Here is a 20,362-nt window from a genome sequence, read left to right as displayed (position 1 = left end):
GCCGAGGCCGAACGCAGAGCGGCTTAACCCCGTCCACTTTCTCGGGGGAAGATCATGCTGGTGGTTGAGGCTAGCCGAGAGGATCAGAGACGCTTCATGATCCGTGAGACCAGCTTCGCGAAGCCGGGGTTTCTTGCGAACTCTCATATTGATGCTGGCTGCCGGATTGGCCTCCAGTTTGTGGTTGTCGGCCGCCCATTTGAACAGGGTCTTCGCGGCGGCGAGATATTTATCACGAATGGTCCGGGCCGAACGCTTTATCCCGTCCGCGTTCGGTGTCGCCAGATACTCCTTCCATGCCACAAGATCGTGTGGCGTGACCTTGGTAGCGTCGTCGTGCTTGAGGTGGGCAACGAGGTTATTCAAGCACTGACGCCATGCCTTCACAGTGGCGGGCTTGCACTCAGCCTCCGCTACATAGGCGTCGAACAGGGCCATGATGCGGACGACGCGTCGCCCTTTGCGATCTCGGCGACGCTCAATGTCTGTCCGATAGGCTTCTTCGCCGAAGAAGGCGTCCCGCTGGGCCATAGGAGCGAACTCAATCTCCTCGTGGACACGGCGGCCCAGTTCCAGTTCTCCCCGCGCCACCCGGCTAAGCAGGTGCCGATAAAGCGGATTGTCTTGACCCATCGCCCATCCGTGAAGTTGGATCAGGTGGTCGGCGATCCATTCTGTCTGTAGCTGCCGGTCCAGTTTGGCGGGGCCAGGTCTGAGGCCTGCGAGCAGGAGGCCCTCGTAGTGGGCGTTGTCCTCCAGATGGAGCCGGACTTCGGGGCTATCACGACCGAAATCATTTGCCGCCTTCTCATCCAGACGTTCGGCGAACCATCCGCGAACAGCCTCATCGACTTCCGCTGCCGTCACCGGGGCCATTGCTTCTGTCGTGAGCGTTGGGTCCGAACGCTTCATGGCGCGAGCTAAGGTCCGGTCGAACTCGCGAAGGCGGATAGCTAGGCGGTGGCGAGCCTCCGCTACGCTGGAGGTCCCGAGGGATACCACCACCTCGCGCTTGCCATCGAAGGCTTTACGGGCGGCCTTCGGGACGCCGCGACGGAAATAAAGTGTCGAGCCCCGGCGATATAGGAACTGCTGATTTGCAACCCGTTGCACGGTAGGGACGTCCACCCACTTTTGTAGCACCTGTTGTAACAGGTTAGGACGCCAAGGCCTTGTAAGGCAAGGATTTCAGGCTGCGTATAGGCCCTTGGGGCCGGTGGCGGAGAGGGTGGGATTCGAACCCACGGTACCCTTCCAGGCACGCCGCATTTCGAGTGCGGTACATTCGACCACTCTGCCACCTCTCCGCGGCGCCGATATCGCTTGGTCGAGCGAGGGGCTTCTCTAATCGGAGCCGCTGCGGTTCGCAAGCGGTCTGTGAAAGAAATCCGACGCTATCTTTGGGCCGGAAGGGACAGGCCGGGCGCGGCGCCGGTCTGGTCGTCCACACCCTTGAATCGAAACAGTTCGGCGGGGCGGCCGCCGGTCGCGGAGGACATCTGTCCGGTGGGTTCAACCAGGCCCGTGCGTTCGACCCCGCGGCGGAAGTTCTGCTTGTGCAGGCCAAGGCCCGAGACGGCTTCGGCCCCTGTCTGCAACTGCGAAAGGGTGAACAGGCCGGGGGTCAGGTCGAACAGCACCGGACGGTATTTCAGCTTGCTGCGCAGCCGGCCGAGGGCGGTGGCCAAGATGCGGCGGTGGTCGGACGCCATGGGGCGACCGGCCAGGGGCATGGGGGCGGGCCGGCCCGCGTCGCGCCACGCCTCCGACACCAGGCGCGCCTCGTAGAGCAGTTCGTAGCGTTCCAGCACCCGCTCCTCGTTCCAGCGGTGATCGGGCGTCAGGGCGAACAGGCCGCGTGCGCGGGTCAGGCGCGCTTCGTCGCCGTCGGCCCAGGCGATCAGGCGTTCGCCAAGATCGGGCCGCGCCGGGAGGCGGCGATCCTCCCAAGGAAAATGATCGAAAACGGCGTCCCAGCGCGCATCGTGGGTCTGGCCCTGGGCGGCGTCAGGCGTCAGGGCCAAATAGCCGACCGAGACCTCGCGATGGCGGCCCGGTCCCGGTGTGGCGCGCGGCGAGGCGCGGCCGGCGTCGCCGAAGGTGTAGAGCTGTTCGACGAAGCCCAGGCGAAACCCGGTCTGGACGGTCACGAAGTCGCGCAGGGCCCGTTCGAACGTTCGGTCGCGCGCGGGGTCGAAGGGGCCGAAGGGCAGGGCGCGGGCGCCGTCCTCGGCCGGGGTGGTCAGGACGACCGCCCGCCGGGCCTGAAGCGTCATGACGACGGCCGACAGACCGATGCGAACGCCGTCCTCAGCCCCCTGGGTCATGGTCCTATTCCGTGTGCCAGGCGTCGTCGGCGGGGATCAGGCCGACCGCTCCGGCCAGGACGCGATAACGCTCCAGATAGCGCGCTTGGGCGACAGGGGCGGGCTGCGGCTCGATCACCAGGCTGTAGCCGGCGGGCGGTCTGCCGAAGAAGCCCAGGGATTCCTTTTCGGTGAAACCGGCCAACTGCGTCGCTTCGAAGAAGGCGCAGGCCTTGTCGGCCTTCTTGATCAGGGTCTTGATGGTCTGCGGCGTCTTGGGCGGCAGGCCGTAGCGCAGGTGGATTGCGGCCTCCAGCTTGGCCTCGAAATCCTTGTAGCCCGAGCCCAGCGCGGCCTTGAAGGGCGAGATCATGTCGCCGATCACATATTCGGAGGCGTCGTGCAGCAGGGCGGCGAGGCGCCATTTCGGGTCCAGGCCCGGCTTGATGTGCGCCGCGATCTCCTCGACCACCACGCTGTGCTGGGCGACCGAAAAGGCGTGTTCGCCGATGGTCTGGCCGTTCCAGCGCGCGACACGGGCCAGGCCGTGGGCGATGTCCTCGATCTCGATGTCGAAGGGGGAGGGGTCCAGCAGATCCAGGCGGCGGCCCGACAACATACGCTGCCAGGCGCGGGGGGCGTTCTTCTTGGGGGGGCGCTCGGCCAAGGGACGTGTCCTGATCGCTTACGGGACGGTCAGGTGGCGCAAAGACGCGCCGGGATCAAGCGTCGCCCGTCGATCCGGCCAACTATCCCGCACCGTCATGCGGCTTTGGGGCGGCCTCAGCGGCCGACGTTCAGCGCCACCAGATCGCGAGCGTCGTCGAACACCCCGCCGTCGCGACGATCCTTGGAGCGGACCACGGCGATGACGATGGGCCCGCCGGCGGGACCGCGCGCCTCGAAGCCCACACGGCGCCAACCGGCGTCGGCGGGCTGGTCGTCGGACAGGATATAGGTCATGCGCGTCGCCGCGCCTGGCGCGCGGGTGCGTACGCGCGTCGACTTGTCGTTGGAATCCACGCTGACCGTCGAGGTCTCGGTGCGGGCGTTCTGGCCGTCCTTGGACTGGATGTTGATGCCGCCGATGCGGACGCTGGCGTTGTCGCCCTGGGTTTCGATCCGCAGGCCGGGCAGGCGCACCGAGGCGTCTTCGCCCCGGGTCTGGATGTTGACGCCCGGCGCCTGGACCGAAGCGGTTTCTTCGCCGTTCGCGGCGGCGGCCGGCGCCGCCTCGGCGGCAGGCGAGGGGGCCAGTCGGGCCGAGGTCGCCGGCAGTTCGGCGCTGACGCGGTCTTCGAAATCGCGCAGGACGTCATCGACCGGACGGCCGTCCAGTCGGACCAGATGCAGGACGACATCCGACCCCTTGGGGCCGCCATAGACGCAGTTGGCGCCGCCGGCCGCCGCCAGGCCCTTTCGGGTCAGGACGCCCAGATTGTCCGGGCATTGCAGGGTGTCGATCACCTTCAGAACGCCGGTCTTCTGATCGTCGCTGGACTGGGTGGTGGTGATCCGCACCGAGTTCTCGCCGTCGCAGGCGGACAGGCCGGACGCGAGGGCAAGGCAAATCAGGACATGACGCATGGTCGAACCTCTCTTGGCCCCTATTCTGCGCGCTATGGTCCGGCGTTCCAGTGAAATCGCGGTAAGGCGGGGTTCAGCCGCCGGGACGCGCGCCTTCCCGGCGGTTCAGGAAGGCCAGTCGTTCGAACAGATGCACGTCCTGCTCGTTCTTCAGAAGCGCGCCGTGAAGCGGCGGAATCAGACGATTGGGCGTCTTTTCCCGCAGGGTTTCGGCGTCGATGTCCTCGACCAGCAGCAGCTTCAGCCAGTCCAGCAGTTCGGAGGTGGACGGTTTCTTCTTCAGTCCCGGCGTGTCGCGGATCTCGTAGAAGGTCTTCAGCGCCTCTGACACCAGGCGCGGCTTGATGCCGGGGAAGTGGACGTCGACGATGGCCGACAGGGTGTCGGCGTCGGGGAAACGAATGAAGTGGAAGAAGCAGCGGCGCAGAAAGGCGTCCGGCAACTCCTTTTCATTGTTCGATGTGATGATGACGATGGGCCGAACCTCGGCGCGGATGGTCTCGTCGGTTTCCTGGACGTAGAACTCCATCCGGTCCAGTTCCTGAAGCAGGTCGTTCGGGAACTCGATGTCGGCCTTGTCGATCTCGTCGATCAGAAGGACGGGCCGGACCGGGGCGGTGAAGGCTTCCCACAGCTTGCCCTTCTTTAGATAGTTGCGGACGTCGTGGACCCGCTCCTCGCCCAGCTGGCTGTCGCGCAGTCGGCTCACGGCGTCGTATTCGTACAGGCCGTTATGGGCCTTGGTGGTGGACTTGACGTGCCAGGTGATCAGGGGGGCGTCGAAGGCCTTGGCGATCTCATAGGCGAGGACCGTCTTGCCCGTGCCCGGCTCGCCCTTGATCAGCAGCGGACGCTCCAGCGCCACGGCGGCGTTGACCGCCACCTTCAGGTCGTCGGTCGCGATATAGCGGTCGGTGCCTTCGAAACGGCTCATGAAAAACCCACTCCGTGTTTCCACGAAGTGGGTAGCGTATCGCCATCGACGTGAACAGCGATCAGGTGATGCGTTTGGCCGAAACCGGGTCGCTGGCGGGGAAGGTTTCTTCCAGCCCCTCATCGACCAGGGCTTCCTGGCGGCTCTCGGTCTTGTCGATCTTGTCCAGTTGATCGGGCTTTTCGACCTGGCCTTCCGCACGCTTGGCGTGGGGAGCGTCGGGGTGGGCGTCGTTGCGGGCTTTTTCGTGATCCATGGCTTGATCCTCTCTGTTATCTCGCGGGGACGTCCTGATCGCCGTCCGGGCCATAGCCCAGGTCGGAGATGTCGTCGTCGGACAGGCGTTTGGCTTCCCAATGGGCGGCGCTGGCCTGGGCGCCCCGTTCGTTCTCCATCAGGCCGGAATAGACCAGTTCGATCTCGTCGGCGGCCGAAGCGGGTTCGCCGTCGGCGTCGAGCTGACTGCGGTTCTCGCCGTCGACGCCCAGCAGGGCGTCGGCCTCGCGTTCGACGCCGTCCAGCGCGAGCTGGTCGTCCAGATCGATCTCGGCGTCCGGATCGAATTCCTCGTTGTCGGCGTCGCCCTCGGCCTGGGTGACGTCCAGAACCTGATCGGCCTCGTCGAGCAGGAAATCCCCGTCGCCCTCGTCGTCCAGGTGGGTTTCGTCGAAGGTTTCCGACTGTTCCTGATCGTCCTGATAATCGTTGTCCGGCATGGTCGCCTCCTCTGTCACAGGCAAACGCCGGGTCGGCGATAGGTGTTCCCGTCGCGCTGTCGCACAAGGGATGGTTAACCGATGACGGGCTAGGGTGGCGCGCATCAAGCCTGTCCATGGGGACGCTGCCTGGAGTTCGGTCCTCAATGGCCCTGAAGCTGTCGCTGAAACCCGGCGAGAAATTCGTTCTGAACGGCGCCGTGGTTCAGAACGGCGATCGCCGCGGCGTGCTGATCCTGCAGAACCGCGCCAGCGTCCTGCGGGAAAAGGACATCATGCAGGCCGAGGACGTCACGACCCCCGCACGCCGCATCTATTTCCCGATCATGATGATGTATCTGGACGAGAGCGCCGCGTCCAAATTCTACGACGAACTGGCGCTTCGAATCACGGAATTCATGGGCGCGACGCAGAACCCCGACATATTGGCGGAGTGCGTGTCGGCCTCGCGTCACGTGCTGGCGCGCGAATACTACAAGGCCCTGATGTCGGCGCGGAAGATTGTCGAGTATGAAGAGAGAGTGCTGAATGTCGCTTCAGGCCTACACAGCGGCGACGGCGAGGGCTGAGAGCCCGCGCGACCTGGAGTACCGGCTGTTCGGTCAGGTCACGCGCGCGCTGGTTCACGCCTCCACGCTGGATTCCTCGGACATCGCCGGCCGGATCGACGCCCTGGATTGGAACAGGCGGCTGTGGTCGGCCCTGGCCGGCGATTGCAGCGACTCCGGCAACGGCTTGGCCAATCCCGTACGGGCCCAGATCATTTCGCTGAGCCTGTTCGTCAATCGTCACTCCTCTGCGGTGATGCGGGGCGAGGAGACGTTCCAGGAGCTGATCGACATCAACCGCATGATCATGCAGGGTCTGTCCGGCGCGGCGCAGGCGGTCTGAGCGCGACTTCACGAAAACGCGAAGCCTATTGGCGCAAGGCGTTGAGACGGCTTACGTTCGACCTCCCTGTTCAACAGTCGAAAGGAGGTGATCCAGTGTCTCATTGTCATCAATCGCGAGCGACGGCCGCGACCCTGGGCCTCGGAAAGGCCCTGGTCTGATCCTTTCAGACTGACGTTGCGGCCTGATCCTCTGCGATCAGGCAATGAAGGGCCGTCGGAGCGATCCGGCGGCCCTTTTGCTTTGGCCGGTCAGTGAAAAATCCGGGCCATCCAGCTTGCCGCATGGTGCGCGACCTCGATCACCGTTCGCCAGATCAGGAACAGATAGAGGCCGCAGGCGCCGGACGCGACCGCGCCCAGCAGGATGGCCACGCCGTCCCTTTGCATCATGCCCAGGGCGAAGAAGACCAGGGCGATGCCGGGCAGCGCATCGCCGAACGGGATGGGGAGGGCCATGATCAGCGCCAGAACCACGCAGACCAGGCCCGTGATGGTGTCGGCGATCTCGCCCGTCAGGAAAGGAATGCGCGGCCGTGTCAGGTTTTCGACATAGCGCACCATCTTCATGATGCGCGAGACGCCAGCGCGATAGGCCGGACGGCTGATCGAGGCGTTCAGCGCCCAACGAGGCAGCCAGATGGCGTCGCGCTGGAACGCCAGCTCCAGCGACATCAGTATGATCGGCACGGCGAACACCGCCTTGCCGCCCGGCGGCCAGGGCAGCAGGGCCAGCATCGACAGAATCAGGATCATGGCCCCGAAGCCGCGTTCGCCGAAGGCCGCGACCAGTTCTTCCAGCTTCAGCTTGGGATCGGGGCTCTCGCCGATTTCCTCCAGAACGTCGGAGAACCGCCTCAGGTCGTCGTTCTCAGGCGGTAGGGCGGGCATCAGGACGGGCGCTCGGCTGGAGGGTTCGGGCCATCTAGGCGCGCAACGGTTTCATCGCCACCTACAGATTGGCGAGACGGTCGAATAATTGCGAAATGCGACTATTTTTCCGCAACGTGGTCTGGCTTGCCCTTGCGCTTGGTGTGCGCCAGATCCTCCAGCTGATCTTCGGTCATGCTGTCGACCATGGACTTGGACGCGCCCTTCAGCTCGGATTTGGGCGTGTCGCCGCGCTTGGCCGACAGGGCGGCGCCGGCGGCCTTTTGCTGGGCTGCGGATTTTGCGGGCATCGGATGTCTCCTCTGGCGGAGACAAGCCGTCAGCCGCCCAGCAGTTCCCGCCCGATCAGGAAGCGACGGATTTCGTTGGTGCCGGCGCCTATGTCATAGAGTTTGGCGTCGCGGACCAGCCGTTCGACCGGCCATTCCTTGGTATAGCCGGCGCCGCCCAGCGCCTGAACGGCTTCCAGCGACACCTTCACCGCATTCTCCGACGCCAGCAGGATCGCGCCCGCCGCATCATAGCGCGTGGTCAGCCCGGCGTCGCAGGCGCGAGCGACCGAATAGACATAGGCGCGGGCGCTGGTCAGGGCGACATACATGTCGGCGACCTTTGCCTGCATCAGCTGGAAGGAGCCGATGGGCTTTCCGAACTGTTTGCGGTCGCGCACGTAGGGCAAGACGACATCCAGCGCCGCCTGCATGATGCCCAGCGGTCCGGCGGACAGGACGGCGCGCTCATAGTCCAGGCCGCTCATCAGCACGCCCGCGCCGCCGCCCACGGGCCCCATGACGTTCTCTTGCGGCACTTCGCAGTCCTCGAACACCAGTTCGGCGGTGTCCGAGCCCCGCATCCCCATCTTGTCCAGCTTCTTGGAGACGCTGAATCCCTTCATGCCCTTTTCGATCAGGAAGGCGGTGCAACCCTTTGATCCGGCGTCGGGATCAGTTTTGGCATAGACGACCAGTGTGTCGGCGTGGGGCGCGTTGGTGATCCAGAATTTGGTCCCGTTCAGGACGTAATGGTCGCCCTTACGATCCGCGCGGGTCCGCATGGACATGACGTCCGAACCCGACCCGGCCTCGGACATGGCCAGGGAGCCGACGTGTTCGCCGCTGATCAGCTTGGGCAGATATTTCTGCTTCTGTTCAGGCGTGCCCCAGCGGCGGATCTGGTTGACGCACAGGTTGGAGTGGGCGCCGTAAGACAGGCCGATCGAGGCGGAGGCGCGGCTGACCTCCTCCATCGCCACGACATGTTCGAGATAGCCCAGGCCCAGGCCGCCGAACTCTTCCTCGACGGTGACGCCGTGCAGGCCCAGGTCGCCCATCTCGGGCCACAGCTCTCGCTTGAACTCGTTCTTCTCGTCGATCTCGGCCGCCAGAGGGGCCAGACGATCGGCGGCCCAGCGGGCCGTGGTGTCGCGAATGGCGTCGGCGTTCTCGCCAAGGCCGAATTCCATGGATTGAGGCGCGAAGGGAATGCTCATGCACAACGGGGTAGCATCGCGCACGGGTCTTCGCCAAGCGTCGTCAGTCGCGGTCGGGACGGCCCCAGCGGCGATAGAGGTTGTAGGCCGACACCCCGATACAGGCGACCGCGATCAGGGCCAGGACCCAGGCCACCGTCGCCGTGTCGCCGCTGCGCGTCGCCGAAGCGCGTTGAAAGGCGGCGGCGGCGACCCCCAGCGACACCATGCCCAGGGCGCCCATGGCGAAGAAGGTGACCAGTTCGCCCAAGCCGGCGCGCCGCGACGCCTTGGCGCGCGCCACGACCTCGCGCACCCCCAGCGCCTGATCCGGCGGCGTGAAATCGGGATCCAGCGCCGTCAGGGCGGGATCGACAGGCGTCGGCGCGGCGGCTTCGGCGGCCGGGCCGGGTGCGGTCAGCACCAAGCTGGAGGGTTCGGGCGCGAGCTCGGTCGGCGCGTTCTCGACGGGCTGTCCAACCAGCGGATCATGGGCGTCGTTCGCCGCGACGACGGGGGCGGCTTGGACCGTTTGGCTCGTCAGGGGGGCGATGTCGGCGAGGGGGCCGACGGCCTTTGCGGGATAGGCCGCTTCGGCCAGAGGCGCGGGCGTCGCTGCCGTTTCGGCGCCCTGTTCGACGACATGGAAGGGCGCCACGGCCTCGTCCAGCACGCGCTCGACTGCGGGCAGGGCGTTAGGCGATGTGTCGAAAGGAGACGGCAGGGGCGCGGCCAGCAGATCGGCCAGGGTGACTGGGGCGCCGGGCGCGGCGTTGAACAGGGCGTGTTCGGCCGAGCGGCGGCGCGCGGGTTTTTCGGCGGCGGCGTCATCCGCCCAGGCGCTCATGGCGACGGCGGCCTGTCGCGCCTGGCCCGCGTTCAGTTGAGCCACCACGTCGGAGGTCGCGAACCGTTCGGCGCCGATGGAGAAGGCGAAACTGGCCAGGGCGTCGAACTGGTGCTGGTTCAGCGGCGCCTTAACATGATCGACCACCGCCTTGACCACCGGCAACAGGTCGTACTGCATCAGAAGCTCGGCCTCGGCCTCCGACACCGCCGCTCCTTCGCGTGCGGACCGGGTGTGGCCATAGCCGATGACCCAGCGGCCGTCGCCACGGAGCATGGCCCGAGGGCGAAACCCTTCGAAGCTCTTGATCAGAAGGACCCCCTCGCGGGAGACCCTGGTCGGTTTGGCTAGGACGTCGGACAAAGTTGACCCAATTGAAGACAGGCGCGTGGCGTTCGCACCGTCCTCAGCAAGGGCCGCGCCGGACGCTGGATCGCGCCCGGTCTAGAGCAGCACCAGTGTGGCCAGACCAAGAAAGATCAGGAAGCCGAAGAAGTCGGTGGTCGCGGTCACGAAGACGGCCGACGACACGGCCGGGTCGAACTTCAGCTTGGACAGGGTCAGCGGCGTCAGCACGCCTATGATGGCGGCGACCAGCAGGTTCAGGATCATGGCCGCGCCGATGACCAGGCCGATCTTCCAATCCTCGTCACGGAACCAGAATCCGGCCGCGACGCCGATCAGGGGCGCCAGGATCAGGCCGTTGGCCAGGCCCACGACCAGTTCGCGCAGGAAGGTCCGCATGGCGTTGGCCGAGTTCAGTTCGCGGGTCGCCAGCGCCCGCACGGTCACGGTCAGGGCCTGGGTGCCCGCATTGCCGCCGATGGCCGACACGATGGGCATCAGGACGGCCAGGGCCACGATCTGCTGAATGGTGGCCTCGAACAGGCCGATGACGCTGGCGCCCGCCGCCGCCGTGGCCAGGTTGATGGCCAGCCAGGGCACGCGGCCCCGCACGATCTCTGGCACCGAGGAGCCGCGATCCTCGTCGGCCACACCGGCTAGGCGCAGGATGTCCTCGCGGTTCTCTTCCTGAATGATGTTGACGATGTCATCGACGGTGATCTGGCCGACCAGCCGCCCGCCCGCATCGACGACGGGCGCCGAGATCAGGTGGTATTTCTCGAAGATGTAGGCGACCTCTTCCTGGTCCTGATCGACGGTGATCTCGTTCACCGGCTCCATCAGATCGGTCAGGGCCGCGCTGCGGGGGGCGCGCAACAGGGCGCTGATGGCCACGCCGCCGACCGGCCGGTTGACCGGATCGACCACATAGATGTCGAAGAACAGTTCGGGCAGGTCGTCGCCCTGTTTGCGGATGTGGTCGATGGTGTCGCCCACGCTCCAGAACTGGGGCGCGGCCATGACCTCGCGCTGCATCAGGCGGCCGGCCGACTCCTCGGCGTAGCCCAGGCTGCTTTCGATGGCGGCCCGGTCGATCTCGGGCATGGCGGCCAGCACGCGCTCGCGCTGATCGTCCTCCAGATCCTCCACGACGGCGGCGGCGTCGTCGGAATCCAGTTCCTGAAGGGCCTCCGCCAGAGTGCCGTGCGGCACGCGCTCCAGCACCTCTTCGCGAATCCCGTCGTCCAGCTCGGGCAGGGTCTCGGCCAGCAACTCCGGCGGCAGCCACAACACCACGACCGCGCGATGCTCGGCCGTCAGGAAGCCCATCAGGTCGGCGACGTCGGCGGGGTGCAGGTCTTCCAGCAGCGAACGCAGCCGCATCCCGTCGCCGTCGTCGGCGGCGTCCACGACTTTTTCGACGAAGGCCGGGGTGAGGACATAGTCCTCGTCCAGGGCGGCGTGGTCTTCGGTATCAGGCGCTTCGGCTGGCGCAAAGGCGTTGTCCGTGGTGCTCACGTTGTCGCCTTCCTTGGTAGTGTGTCCAGCCGGAGTTAGCCGATGAATCGCCCTGTTTAGCCAGATGGTGCGGTCGAGAAGACTCGAACTTCCACGGGTTGCCCCACAGCGACCTCAACGCTGCGCGTCTACCAATTCCGCCACGACCGCTCGCATCGGAGCGGCGGCGAATAGACGAAGCCGTTGGAAAAGGAAAGGGGCGAATTGAGCGGCGTCATGGACGTCCGCAAATCAGGCCGACCCGGCCATGAAATCATAGACGTCGGCCTGGCGGGTGACCGTGATCGCGATGCGGTCGTCGCGAATCTCGATCTCGCCGCGCGCCACCGGATAGTTGTTGGCCAGGATCCACACCTCGTCGCCCTCGGCCACATCCAGGGGGATCACCGCGCCGCGTCCCATGCGCAGCAGTTGCGACATCGGCAGTACCGAACGCCCCAGGACGACTGAGATTTCGACATCGACGGCGTTGATCTGGGTCACGAAAAGCTCTCGGTCACGGCAAGGCCGTCCCTTGCGGAAACGCCTTCGCGCCCACATTGAAGCCTCATGCTTGCTGAGCCGTTAAGTCCGTCCCTTCAGAAACTGCGTCTCGACGACGGCCGGCCCGTCGAATGGGCGGTGTCCGACGGCTATGTCGACTATGCCGCCGCCGAGGCTTTCATGGAGGCGCGGGTCGCCGCCATCGCGGCGGGAGAGGCGTCAGAGATGGTCTGGCTGCTGGAACACCCGCCGCTCTACACCGCCGGGGTCTCGGCCAAGGACGAGGACCTGCTGGACGCCGGTCGGTTCCCCGTCCACCGCACGGGGCGGGGGGGGCAGTTCACCTATCATGGGCCGGGACAGCGGGTCTGCTATGTCATGCTGGACATGAACCGGCGGGGCAGGGACGTGCGCTGCTTCGTGCGCGGGCTGGAGCTGTGGCTGATCGGCGCCCTGTCCGACTTCGGCGTGGTCGCCGACGTCCGTCCGGGCCGGGTCGGGGTCTGGGTGGAGCGCAAAGGGCCGGGCTGGTCGCGCGAGGACAAGATCGCGGCGATCGGCGTCAAGGTCCGCAAATGGGTCAGCTTCCATGGGATCAGTCTGAACGTCGAACCGGACCTGGATCATTTCGGCGGCATCGTGCCCTGCGGCATTCAGGAGCATGGCGTGACCAGCCTGGTCGATCTGGGCGTCCTGGCCACGCTGGACGAGGCGGACGCGGCGCTGCGGCGCAGTTTCGTTTCGCTGTTCGGGACGGTGACGACCGCGAAAGCGCCGGTCTAAGTCGCGCTGCATCGCTGGGTCGCATGTGACAATGCGGCGAAATCGGGTCAGGCGGGGTTGGCAAGCGCGGGACGCATGAGGTTTAACGCTGGCCAAGCGTTTACCTTTGAGAAAACCGCAGGAAACCCCATGAACCGCATGATCGCCGCCGCATCGGCCGCCGTTCTGTCGCTGACCGTCGCCGCGGGTGCGGCCGTCGCCCAGGACTTCCGCGCCCTGGCCCAGCAGGATCTCCAGGCCGCGCACGACGCCCTTGCGGCGAACCATCCTGCCGCCGTGATTCCCGGCGCGCCCAGCGAAGCCTTCCGCAGCTGGATCGACACGGGCCTGGCCGAGGCCAAGGGCAAGGTCGGCCAGGTCAACAGCGGCGACAGCCACGCCTATCTGATGCGTTACTACGCCAACGGCTTCCGCGATTCGAACATCGCCATCCGCCCGACCTACGAGGGTCTGGGGCCGTTCTTCGCCACCAGCTGGCCCGGCGTGACCACGGCGTGGCGCAACGGCGAATATGTCGTCTCCTATGTGAAGCCCGGCGTGCGTAATGTGCCGCCGGTCGGGGCGACCCTGGTGAAGTGCGGGGACAAGACCGCCGCGCAACTGGCCGACGAGCGGCTGGATCGCTGGGAAGGCGACCTGACCACCGAGGCCGGCCGGGTCCGCACCGCGCCCTATCTGCTGTGGAACCGCAACAATCCCTTCACCGGCGGCGTGCCGTCGCAATGCACCTTCAAGGTCGGCCGTCGCGACCGCGATTTCCAGATGCAGCCCCAGCCGGCCGACGCCGCCGGCCTGGAGGCCGCCTATCGCGCCACCGTCTATGTGCCGGGCGCCGATCCGCTGTCGATCGAGACGGTGAACGGTCGGCCCTGGATCAACGTCCACACCCTGGCGGACGACGCCGGTTGGGACGCCTTCTTCGCCGCTGTCGAGGCGCAGCTTCCGGCCATTCGCGGGCCGCAGGGCCTGGTCATCGACCTGCGCGGGGCGAACGGCGCCTCGCTGAACGCCACGGGGCGCGGCTATGGCCTGGCCAACCGCATCTGGACGCCCGAGTTCACCGTCAGCCGCCAGCCCGAGGCCGGCTCGATCACCTATCGCGCCACCCAGGCCAATCGTCAGTGGTTCGTCGACACCCTGACCCGGATGCAGGCCGATCCGCGCTTCGTCGCCGAATCCGGCCCGGTGATCGAACAGACCCAGGCCATCGTCGCCGCCTTCGATTCGGCCCTGGCCGCCAATCAGCCCACCTTCACCCTGCCGGGCCGTCCGTCCGTCGCGGATACGGGCGCCGCCAATCCGGTCGCCGGGCCGGTGGTGGTTCTGGTGGACGGCGGCTGCACCAGCGGCTGCCTGGACACGCTGGACCTGCTGACCCGCCTGCCGAACGTGCGGCTGGCGGGATCGGTCACGGCCGAGGATTCGATCTTCATCGAGCCCACCGTGCTGCGCCTGCCGTCGAACTATGCCGAGCTGACCTATGGCCACAAAGCCTGGACGACGCGCCAGCGCGGCAATGACGCGCCCTTCACCCCGGCGCAGGGCCTGGCCTATACCGGCGACGCCACCGACGAAGCGGCCGTGCGCGCCTGGGTCGGAACCCTGTTCCAGTAACTTCGCGGTAGTCTGAGAGGCGCAAGGGGCGGGCAGGGGTGGAACCTCGGCCCGCCCCTTCCCATTTGCAGACCATGACCGATCTCGCTGCCCACGCCGAAACCCTGCGCTCGCCCTCCGGCTACGATCTGACCCCGCCTGACGCCGAGGAGCGCGCCCGGCTGGAGGCGGATCTGAACCCCGAAGAGAAGCGCGTCCTGCTGTCGCACGGCACCGAGGCGCCGTTCTGCGGGACGCTGCTGGGCGAGAAGCGGGTCGGCGTCTTCTGCTGCCGCGAATGCGGCCTGCCGCTGTTCCGCAGCCGCACCAAGTTCGAGAGCGGCACGGGCTGGCCCAGCTTCACCGAGCCGGTCGATGCGGCCCATGTCCACGAAATCCGCGACACCAGCTACGGCATGATCCGCATCGAGACCCAGTGCGCCCGGTGCGGCAGCCACCAGGGGCATGTCTTCCCCGACGGCCCGCCGCCGACCGGAAATCGCTACTGCATCAACTCCGTGGCCCTGTCGTTCGTCTCGGAGGGTGAGCCCTTGCCGGACCCCTTGAAGCGCGGCGACGGAAACGCCTGACCATGGCCTTATTCGCCGTGCTAGGATGATGCCGAAGGGAGAGGCGAAATGCTGATTGCAGGTTTCTTGGCAGGCGTGGCCCTGATGGCGCCGGGCGCGGACCCGGACGGGGTGGTCGCCACCGCCCCGACGAACGCTCCGACCTTGGCCCAGGCCATGAACGCCGCGCCCCAGGCCGCCGTCTCCGCGCCGACGGCGCAGGACGCCCAGCCGCATGGCATGACCACGGAACAGCAGATTCAAAACTGGATCTCGAATCGCACGCCGGGCGCCAGCTTCGAAGAGGCGCCCGCGCCCGGTCCCCAGGATGACCGTCAGATGCATGGCATGGTCGAGGCGGGGATCGGCACCGGCGGCTATCGCACCTATGGCGCGGCGGTCTCCATGCCGGTCGGCGAGAACGGGCGGCTGGACCTGGCCTATCGCGAGGCGCGCAACGAGCCGTGGGGCTACGGCTACGGCTATCCGGGCCGTTATGGATTGGCGGGCCCCGGCTTCTATTCACCCTACGGCGTGCGTGCGCGCGGCTATGGCGCCGACACCACCAGCAAGTCGCTGTCGATGGGCTTCAGCTGGAGCAAGGATCGCGATTCGGATGAACGCGATCCCTACCGAGGCCGAATGTCCGCCTTCGACTGAACGGCCGAAAACGATAGACCCGAATGCAAAAAGGCCCGGCGAAAGCCGGGCCTTTTCAGTTCTCAGATGGTGCCGCCGGGGGGAATCGAACCCACGACCTCAGCCTTACCAAGGATGCGCTCTACCACTGAGCTACGGCGGCCCCGACTGAGGAAGCGGCCGTATAGCCAAACCCTTCCGGGGAGGGAAGCGGCTTTTTGACGATCTGAAAGAAAGTTTGGACATGGCCCGTGATCGCGGCATTCTGCGGCTCATGACTCGCTCTCCGCACGACGCCGTTACGCCGCCAGCCGCCGCTGCGCCCCTGTGCGTCGAATCGCCGGACAGGGCCGATGCCCCGCCTTCGACCGCCGTCGCGCCCGAACCGGCCCAGTCCGAGGCGGCGCGCGCCAAGGCCGAGAAGGCCATCCGTATGGCCGCCGCCCTTCGCGCCAATCTGAAACGGCGCAAGGCGCCGGCCCGGACCCCCGCGGCGCCTAGAGACAGCAACTGAAAGTCATCGGTGCGTCGCCGCCCAGCCCTTTGGCAAGCGCCCGCCGGCTTGCTACAGAACCCTCCCCCCCCCCCCGAAGCGTTTCCTTCGGGCGCGCTTAAGGACCACATGGACAGCATCGCCATTCACGGCGGCGCCCAGCTTTTCGGGGACATTCCCGTCAGCGGCGCCAAGAACTCCGCCATCAAGCTGATGGCCGCCTCGATCCTGACGGATCAGCCCTTGCTGCTGACCAATATGCCGCGTCTCGCGGACACACGGTTCCTGGGGCAGTTGCTGCGCCAGTTCGGCGTGGAGGTGACCGAGCGGGACGGGGCGGACGGGCAGGAGAGCCTGTTCCACGCCAAGGACCTGACCTCGACCTTCGCCCCCTATGACCTGGTTCGCCAGATGCGGGCCTCGTTCAATGTGCTGGGGCCGCTCCTGGCGCGCACGGGCGAGGCCAAGGTGTCGCTGCCCGGCGGCTGCACCATCGGCGCGCGTCCGGTGGACCTGCACCTTCAGGCCCTGACGGCCCTGGGCGCCGAGATCGAGTTGGAAGAAGGTTACGTGACCGCTCGCGCTCCCAGGGGGCTGCGCGGCGCCGAGATCGAATTCCCGTTCGTCTCCGTGGGGGCGACCGAACACGCCCTGCTGGCGGCGGTGCTGGCGCAGGGCACGACGGTTCTGCGTCGCGCCGCGCGTGAGCCTGAGATCGGCGATCTGGCGCACTGCCTGACGGCGATGGGCGCCAAGATCGATGGGATCGACACCGACGTCCTGACCATCACCGGCGTCTCGTCCTTGAACGGCGCGACCTGGTCGGTGATTCCCGACCGGATCGAGATGGGCTCCTACGCCGTCGCCGCCGCCATGGCGGGGGGCGAGGTGCGCTTGACCAAGGCGCGCGCCGAACTGATCTCGTCCTTGACCGACAAGATGATCGAGGCGGGCGTCGAGGTGTCGCCCACCGCCGACGGGGTGCTGATCAAACGCGATCCGAAGCAGCGGCTGAAGGCCGTCGATGTGGAAACCGCCATCTATCCCGGCTTCGCCACCGACCTGCAGGCGCAGTTCATGGCCCTGATGACGACCGCCGAGGGCGTCAGCACGGTGCGTGAAACCATCTTCGAGAATCGTTTCATGCACGTGCCGGAACTGGCGCGTCTGGGGGCCGAGATTTCGGTCCACGCCGGCGAGGCCCAGGTGACGGGCGTCGAGGTTCTGCACGGCGCCCAGGTCATGGCCACCGATCTGCGGGCCTCGATGTGCCTGGTGATCGCGGGTCTGGTGGCCGAGGGCGAGACGACCGTCGGGCGCGTCTATCATCTGGATCGCGGGTTCGAGCGTTTGGAGGAAAAGCTCGGCGCGTGCGGCGCCGACATCCGACGCATCAAGGGAACAGGTGATGAGCACTGAGATCGACGCGGTTCCGCCCGTTCCCAGCACGCCGGTCGAGCCGCTGCGCCTGCTGGCGGAGGACGCCCACGATCTTCAGATCATTTCCGCCGCGCTGCAGGACGCGATCCTGCGGCCCGTCGATATCGTCTGGGAAAAGCAGGCGCGCACCCTGACCATCGCCTTCAGCCGCTTCTGCTGGGAATGCGGCGGGACGCGGGTGATGTGCGCCATGCAGTTCGGCGACGTGCTGGCGGTCAAGAGCCGTCGTCTGTCACGCAGCCCGGACGCCTCGCTGGAGCTGCTGGCGCTGGACTTCATTCCGACCGAGACGCCTGGCGGCCGCGTCATCCTCATGTTCGCCGGGGGCGGCGACCTGCGGATCGACGTGGAATGCCTGGACGCGGTGGTCACGGACATCTCCGAGCGCTGGCCCGCGCGGATCGCGCCGACCCATCTGGACGGCCCCGAACTGGACGCCCTGGAACTGGACAAGGGGAATGCGGCATGAGCGGTCCGCACACGCTGGCCTCCGTCGAACTGGACGCCGCGACCCTGCCGGCCGCGACGGCCGAGATCGAGCATGAGCGGCGCGTCGCCATCTTCGATCTGGTGGAGAAGAACAGCTTCGAACCCCAGGGGGCGCCGGGTGGTCCGTATCGGCTGAAGCTGTCGCTCCAGGACAATCGTCTGGTGTTCGACATCGACGGCGAGGATTTCACCCGCACCTACGCCATCAGCCTGACGCCGCTGAAGGGCGTGCTGAAGGACTATCTGCTGATCTGCGACAGCTATTACGAGGCGTTGCGGGGATCGTCCCCCAGCCAGATCGAATCGGTCGATATGGGCCGGCGCGGTCTGCACAACGAAGGCGCCGAACAACTGAAGTCGCGGCTGGACGGCAAGATCGTGGTCGATCACGAGACGGCGCGGCGGCTGTTTACGCTGCTGTGCGCCCTCTACCGTCGCGGCTGACCTCGACTATCTCTGCGTTTTCGGGCATTAGGCCCCTCCATTCCGCCCCACGCGCCCGCCCGGCGTGGGGCTGAACGCATTTCAGACGGGCGTGAGAGGCCGCATGGCTAAGGAAGAACTGCTCGAGTTTCCCGGCACCGTCAGCGAACTGCTGCCGAACGCCACCTTCCGCGTGACGCTTGAGAACGACCACGAGATCATCGCCCATACCGCCGGCAAGATGCGCAAGAACCGCATCCGCGTGCTGGCCGGCGACAAGGTGCTGGTCGAAATGACCCCCTACGATCTGACCAAGGGTCGCATCACCTATCGCTTCAAGTAAGGGCAGGCCGGCATTTCCGTGTCTGGGGCCCGTCCTGAACTTGTGCTGGCGTCGGCCAGCCCGCGTCGCATCGAACTGCTGGCGCAGGTCGGCGTCACACCCGACCATGTCGATCCCGCCGATATCGACGAGACGCCGCTGAAGGGCGAAACTCCGCCGCGTCTGGCCGAACGTCTCGCCACGTCCAAGGCGCAGGTGGTCGCCGCGCGTCGGCCCGAGGCGGTGGTCATCGCCGCCGATACGGTGGTGGCGGTCGGTCGCCGCTTTCTGGAAAAGGCGGCTGACGAGGCGGAGGCGACTCGTTTTCTGAAACTTCTGTCCGGCCGCAATCACCGCGTCTTCACCGGCGTCGCCGTGGTGCGGGACGGCAAACTGTCCTCGCGCGTCAGCGAAACCCGTGTCGCCTTCAAACCGCTGTCCGACCACGAGATCGCGACCTATGTCGCCACCGGGGACTGGCGCGGCAAGGCGGGCGCCTATGGCATCCAGGGACCGGCCGGCGCCTTCGTTCAGCGAATCGTCGGCAGCCATCCGTCCGTGATGGGCCTGCCGTTGTATGAGGCCGTTCAACTGCTGCACGGCGTCGGTTGGCGGCCATGAGCGGGCAGGTCGAGGTCTTCCTCGACGAAACGCCGGGCGAGACGCGCGGCGCGATCCTGCGAAACGGCCGGTTCACCCATCTTCTTATTCAGCGCGAGAGCGACGTGGCGCAGACGCGGCTGGGCGCCCGTTCCATCGGGCGGGTGGTCGAGGTCAATCCCGGCCTGCGCGGCGCCTTCGTCGATCTGGGCGTCGGTGCGCCCGCTTTCCTGCCCTTCAATCGCAATGATCGGCTGACCCAGGGGCAAAGGCTAGAAGTCGTGGTCTCGGTGGAGCCGCGAATCGGCAAGGGCGCCGTCGTTCGCCGCCTGGGGCCGGGGGAGGGCGCGCCGCGCCTGATTCAGGCTGGGCCGAGCGTCACCGACCAGTTGCGCGCGCTCGCGCCCGACGAGGAATCGGTCGTTGGGATCGCCGCCATCGACGCGGTCATGGAGGCCGAGGAGGAGGCGCTGTCGCGAACGCATCTGTTTGCGTCGCATGGCCTCGACCTGTCGCTGGAGCGCACCCGCGCCCTGATCGCCGTCGACATCGATCATGCGCCCACGCCAGGCCGTGATCCGAAGCAGGGCCGGGCGGCGGCGAATCGCGAGGGATTGAACCAGGCCGCGCGCCTGCTCGGCCTGCGCCGCTGGGGCGGCCTCGTGGTCGTCGATCTGGTCGGGGACGGGCGTGACGCCGCGGCGCAGTCCGAGGCGGTTCGCGCCGCCTTCGGCCATGAGGCGCAGGCGGTGTTCGGCCCCGTCAGCCGGTTCGGCCTGCTGGAGCTATCCTTGCCCTGGCGTCACACGCCGCTGGAGGACGTGCTGCTGGACGTCTATGGCCGACCTTCGCTCCAGACCCGCGCCCAGGCTTTGGTCCGCAGGTTGAGGCGACATCTGTTGGCCGATACGGCTGCGCCCCGCATCGTCGCACGTTGCACGCCGGAGGAGGCGGCCATTGCGGCTCGCCTGGCCGAACGTCTGGGGCCGCGCGCCGGCGTTCGGCCGGACCCCGCCGTCGCCGCCG

26 protein-coding genes, 3 tRNA genes and 1 pseudogene are annotated in these 20,362 nt (G+C 66.8%); 13 read left to right on the top strand and 17 right to left on the bottom strand.

Annotated elements, in window-relative coordinates:
- The 9 genes and pseudogenes from RTU05_RS11165 to RTU05_RS11130 form a co-directional block, all read right to left on the bottom strand.
- Positions 1-912: site-specific integrase (locus tag RTU05_RS11165; protein ID WP_312598289.1), on the bottom strand; the 912-nt coding region annotated here is incomplete at its 3' end.
- Between the two features lie 12 nt (positions 913-924).
- Positions 925-1,113: pseudogene (locus RTU05_RS18320) on the bottom strand (DUF6538 domain-containing protein); the annotation flags it as partial.
- A 104-nt stretch (positions 1,114-1,217) separates the two neighbouring features.
- A tRNA-Ser gene (locus tag RTU05_RS11160) sits at positions 1,218-1,307 on the bottom strand.
- Between the two features lie 87 nt (positions 1,308-1,394).
- Positions 1,395-2,327: an NrtR DNA-binding winged helix domain-containing protein gene (locus RTU05_RS11155; protein ID WP_312598287.1), complete on the bottom strand. Its 933-nt coding sequence runs from the start codon at positions 2,325-2,327 to the stop codon at positions 1,395-1,397.
- A gap of 4 nt (positions 2,328-2,331) precedes the next feature.
- Complete coding sequence (locus RTU05_RS11150; protein ID WP_409411619.1) at positions 2,332-2,973, bottom strand: YfbR-like 5'-deoxynucleotidase; 642 nt, start codon at positions 2,971-2,973, stop codon at positions 2,332-2,334.
- 116 nt (positions 2,974-3,089) lie between these two features.
- Positions 3,090-3,893: a methyltransferase type 11 gene (locus RTU05_RS11145; protein WP_312598285.1), complete on the bottom strand. Its 804-nt coding sequence runs from the start codon at positions 3,891-3,893 to the stop codon at positions 3,090-3,092.
- Positions 3,894-3,966: 73 nt separating this feature from the next.
- The gene (locus RTU05_RS11140) at positions 3,967-4,827 is read right to left on the bottom strand and encodes a MoxR family ATPase (RefSeq protein WP_312598283.1); all 861 of its coding nucleotides are present in this window, start codon (positions 4,825-4,827) and stop codon (positions 3,967-3,969) included.
- Between the two features lie 61 nt (positions 4,828-4,888).
- Complete coding sequence (locus RTU05_RS11135) at positions 4,889-5,083, bottom strand: hypothetical protein (RefSeq protein ID WP_312598281.1); 195 nt, start codon at positions 5,081-5,083, stop codon at positions 4,889-4,891.
- 16 nt (positions 5,084-5,099) lie between these two features.
- The gene (locus RTU05_RS11130; RefSeq protein WP_312598279.1) at positions 5,100-5,543 is read right to left on the bottom strand and encodes a hypothetical protein; all 444 of its coding nucleotides are present in this window, start codon (positions 5,541-5,543) and stop codon (positions 5,100-5,102) included.
- A gap of 146 nt (positions 5,544-5,689) precedes the next feature.
- Between RTU05_RS11130 and flbT the strand changes: the two genes are divergently transcribed.
- Both flbT and flaF read left to right on the top strand, forming a co-directional pair.
- On the top strand, positions 5,690-6,112 hold the full coding sequence (flbT, locus tag RTU05_RS11125; RefSeq protein ID WP_312598277.1) for a flagellar biosynthesis repressor FlbT: 423 nt from the start codon (positions 5,690-5,692) through the stop codon (positions 6,110-6,112).
- On the top strand, positions 6,072-6,434 hold the full coding sequence (gene flaF, locus RTU05_RS11120) for a flagellar biosynthesis regulator FlaF (RefSeq protein ID WP_312598275.1): 363 nt from the start codon (positions 6,072-6,074) through the stop codon (positions 6,432-6,434). The genes flbT and flaF overlap by 41 nt, the downstream gene beginning before the upstream one ends.
- Before the next feature lie 251 nt (positions 6,435-6,685).
- Here the strand turns inward: flaF and RTU05_RS11115 are convergent, their stop codons facing one another.
- The 7 genes from RTU05_RS11115 to RTU05_RS11085 form a co-directional block, all read right to left on the bottom strand.
- A complete protein-coding gene (locus RTU05_RS11115; RefSeq protein WP_312598273.1) occupies positions 6,686-7,324 on the bottom strand; it encodes an exopolysaccharide biosynthesis protein in 639 nt (212 codons plus the stop codon).
- 101 nt (positions 7,325-7,425) lie between these two features.
- The gene (locus tag RTU05_RS11110) at positions 7,426-7,614 is read right to left on the bottom strand and encodes a DUF3008 family protein (protein WP_312598271.1); all 189 of its coding nucleotides are present in this window, start codon (positions 7,612-7,614) and stop codon (positions 7,426-7,428) included.
- A 29-nt stretch (positions 7,615-7,643) separates the two neighbouring features.
- On the bottom strand, positions 7,644-8,813 hold the full coding sequence (locus RTU05_RS11105; protein WP_312598270.1) for an isovaleryl-CoA dehydrogenase: 1,170 nt from the start codon (positions 8,811-8,813) through the stop codon (positions 7,644-7,646).
- Positions 8,814-8,856: 43 nt separating this feature from the next.
- Positions 8,857-10,002, bottom strand: coding sequence for a glycoside hydrolase family protein (locus tag RTU05_RS11100; protein WP_409411618.1), 1,146 nt, complete (start codon positions 10,000-10,002; stop codon positions 8,857-8,859).
- A gap of 81 nt (positions 10,003-10,083) precedes the next feature.
- Positions 10,084-11,502 (bottom strand): magnesium transporter, encoded by a 1,419-nt coding sequence (gene mgtE / locus RTU05_RS11095; RefSeq protein ID WP_312598267.1) that lies wholly within the window; start codon positions 11,500-11,502, stop codon positions 10,084-10,086.
- A 65-nt stretch (positions 11,503-11,567) separates the two neighbouring features.
- Positions 11,568-11,652 (bottom strand) — tRNA-Leu (locus RTU05_RS11090).
- 81 nt (positions 11,653-11,733) lie between these two features.
- Positions 11,734-12,042 (bottom strand): FliM/FliN family flagellar motor switch protein, encoded by a 309-nt coding sequence (locus RTU05_RS11085; protein ID WP_312598265.1) that lies wholly within the window; start codon positions 12,040-12,042, stop codon positions 11,734-11,736.
- Positions 12,043-12,051: 9 nt separating this feature from the next.
- On the opposite strand from RTU05_RS11085, the gene lipB reads away from it, so the two are divergent.
- The 4 genes from lipB to RTU05_RS11065 all read left to right on the top strand — a co-directional run bounded on the left by lipB (position 12,052) and on the right by RTU05_RS11065 (position 15,590).
- Positions 12,052-12,768, top strand: coding sequence for a lipoyl(octanoyl) transferase LipB (lipB, locus tag RTU05_RS11080; RefSeq protein ID WP_312598263.1), 717 nt, complete (start codon positions 12,052-12,054; stop codon positions 12,766-12,768).
- Positions 12,769-12,897: 129 nt separating this feature from the next.
- Positions 12,898-14,382 carry a hypothetical protein gene (locus tag RTU05_RS11075; protein ID WP_312598262.1) on the top strand — a complete coding sequence of 495 codons (1,485 nt, stop codon included), beginning with the start codon at positions 12,898-12,900 and terminating at the stop codon, positions 14,380-14,382.
- 74 nt (positions 14,383-14,456) lie between these two features.
- Positions 14,457-14,951 carry a peptide-methionine (R)-S-oxide reductase MsrB gene (gene msrB / locus RTU05_RS11070; protein WP_312598260.1) on the top strand — a complete coding sequence of 165 codons (495 nt, stop codon included), beginning with the start codon at positions 14,457-14,459 and terminating at the stop codon, positions 14,949-14,951.
- Between the two features lie 48 nt (positions 14,952-14,999).
- A complete protein-coding gene (locus RTU05_RS11065) occupies positions 15,000-15,590 on the top strand; it encodes a hypothetical protein (protein ID WP_312598258.1) in 591 nt (196 codons plus the stop codon).
- 67 nt (positions 15,591-15,657) lie between these two features.
- Here the strand turns inward: RTU05_RS11065 and RTU05_RS11060 are convergent.
- Positions 15,658-15,732 (bottom strand) — tRNA-Thr (locus RTU05_RS11060).
- An 81-nt stretch (positions 15,733-15,813) separates the two neighbouring features.
- Here RTU05_RS11060 and RTU05_RS11055 point away from each other — a divergent pair.
- The 7 genes from RTU05_RS11055 to RTU05_RS11025 form a co-directional block, all read left to right on the top strand.
- Entirely contained in the window at positions 15,814-16,083 is a 270-nt protein-coding gene (locus RTU05_RS11055; RefSeq protein ID WP_312598256.1) for a hypothetical protein, read from the top strand.
- 108 nt (positions 16,084-16,191) lie between these two features.
- Positions 16,192-17,481 (top strand): UDP-N-acetylglucosamine 1-carboxyvinyltransferase, encoded by a 1,290-nt coding sequence (gene murA / locus RTU05_RS11050; RefSeq protein WP_312598254.1) that lies wholly within the window; start codon positions 16,192-16,194, stop codon positions 17,479-17,481.
- Positions 17,471-17,971 carry a DUF2948 family protein gene (locus tag RTU05_RS11045; protein ID WP_312598252.1) on the top strand — a complete coding sequence of 167 codons (501 nt, stop codon included), beginning with the start codon at positions 17,471-17,473 and terminating at the stop codon, positions 17,969-17,971. The genes murA and RTU05_RS11045 overlap by 11 nt, the downstream gene beginning before the upstream one ends.
- Positions 17,968-18,435 (top strand): UPF0262 family protein, encoded by a 468-nt coding sequence (locus tag RTU05_RS11040; RefSeq protein WP_312598250.1) that lies wholly within the window; start codon positions 17,968-17,970, stop codon positions 18,433-18,435. The genes RTU05_RS11045 and RTU05_RS11040 overlap by 4 nt, the downstream gene beginning before the upstream one ends.
- Before the next feature lie 103 nt (positions 18,436-18,538).
- Positions 18,539-18,757 carry a translation initiation factor IF-1 gene (gene infA / locus RTU05_RS11035; protein ID WP_008261544.1) on the top strand — a complete coding sequence of 73 codons (219 nt, stop codon included), beginning with the start codon at positions 18,539-18,541 and terminating at the stop codon, positions 18,755-18,757.
- A gap of 18 nt (positions 18,758-18,775) precedes the next feature.
- On the top strand, positions 18,776-19,357 hold the full coding sequence (locus RTU05_RS11030; RefSeq protein WP_312598248.1) for a Maf family protein: 582 nt from the start codon (positions 18,776-18,778) through the stop codon (positions 19,355-19,357).
- On the top strand, positions 19,354-20,362 hold a 1,009-nt coding region (locus RTU05_RS11025), incomplete at its 3' end, for a ribonuclease E/G (protein ID WP_312598246.1). The genes RTU05_RS11030 and RTU05_RS11025, both read left to right, overlap by 4 nt.

Origin of the sequence: Brevundimonas sp. (assembly GCF_032017145.1) — a bacterium.
Lineage (GTDB): Bacteria > Pseudomonadota > Alphaproteobacteria > Caulobacterales > Caulobacteraceae > Brevundimonas.
This window is presented reverse-complemented; position numbering and strand designations above follow the sequence as displayed.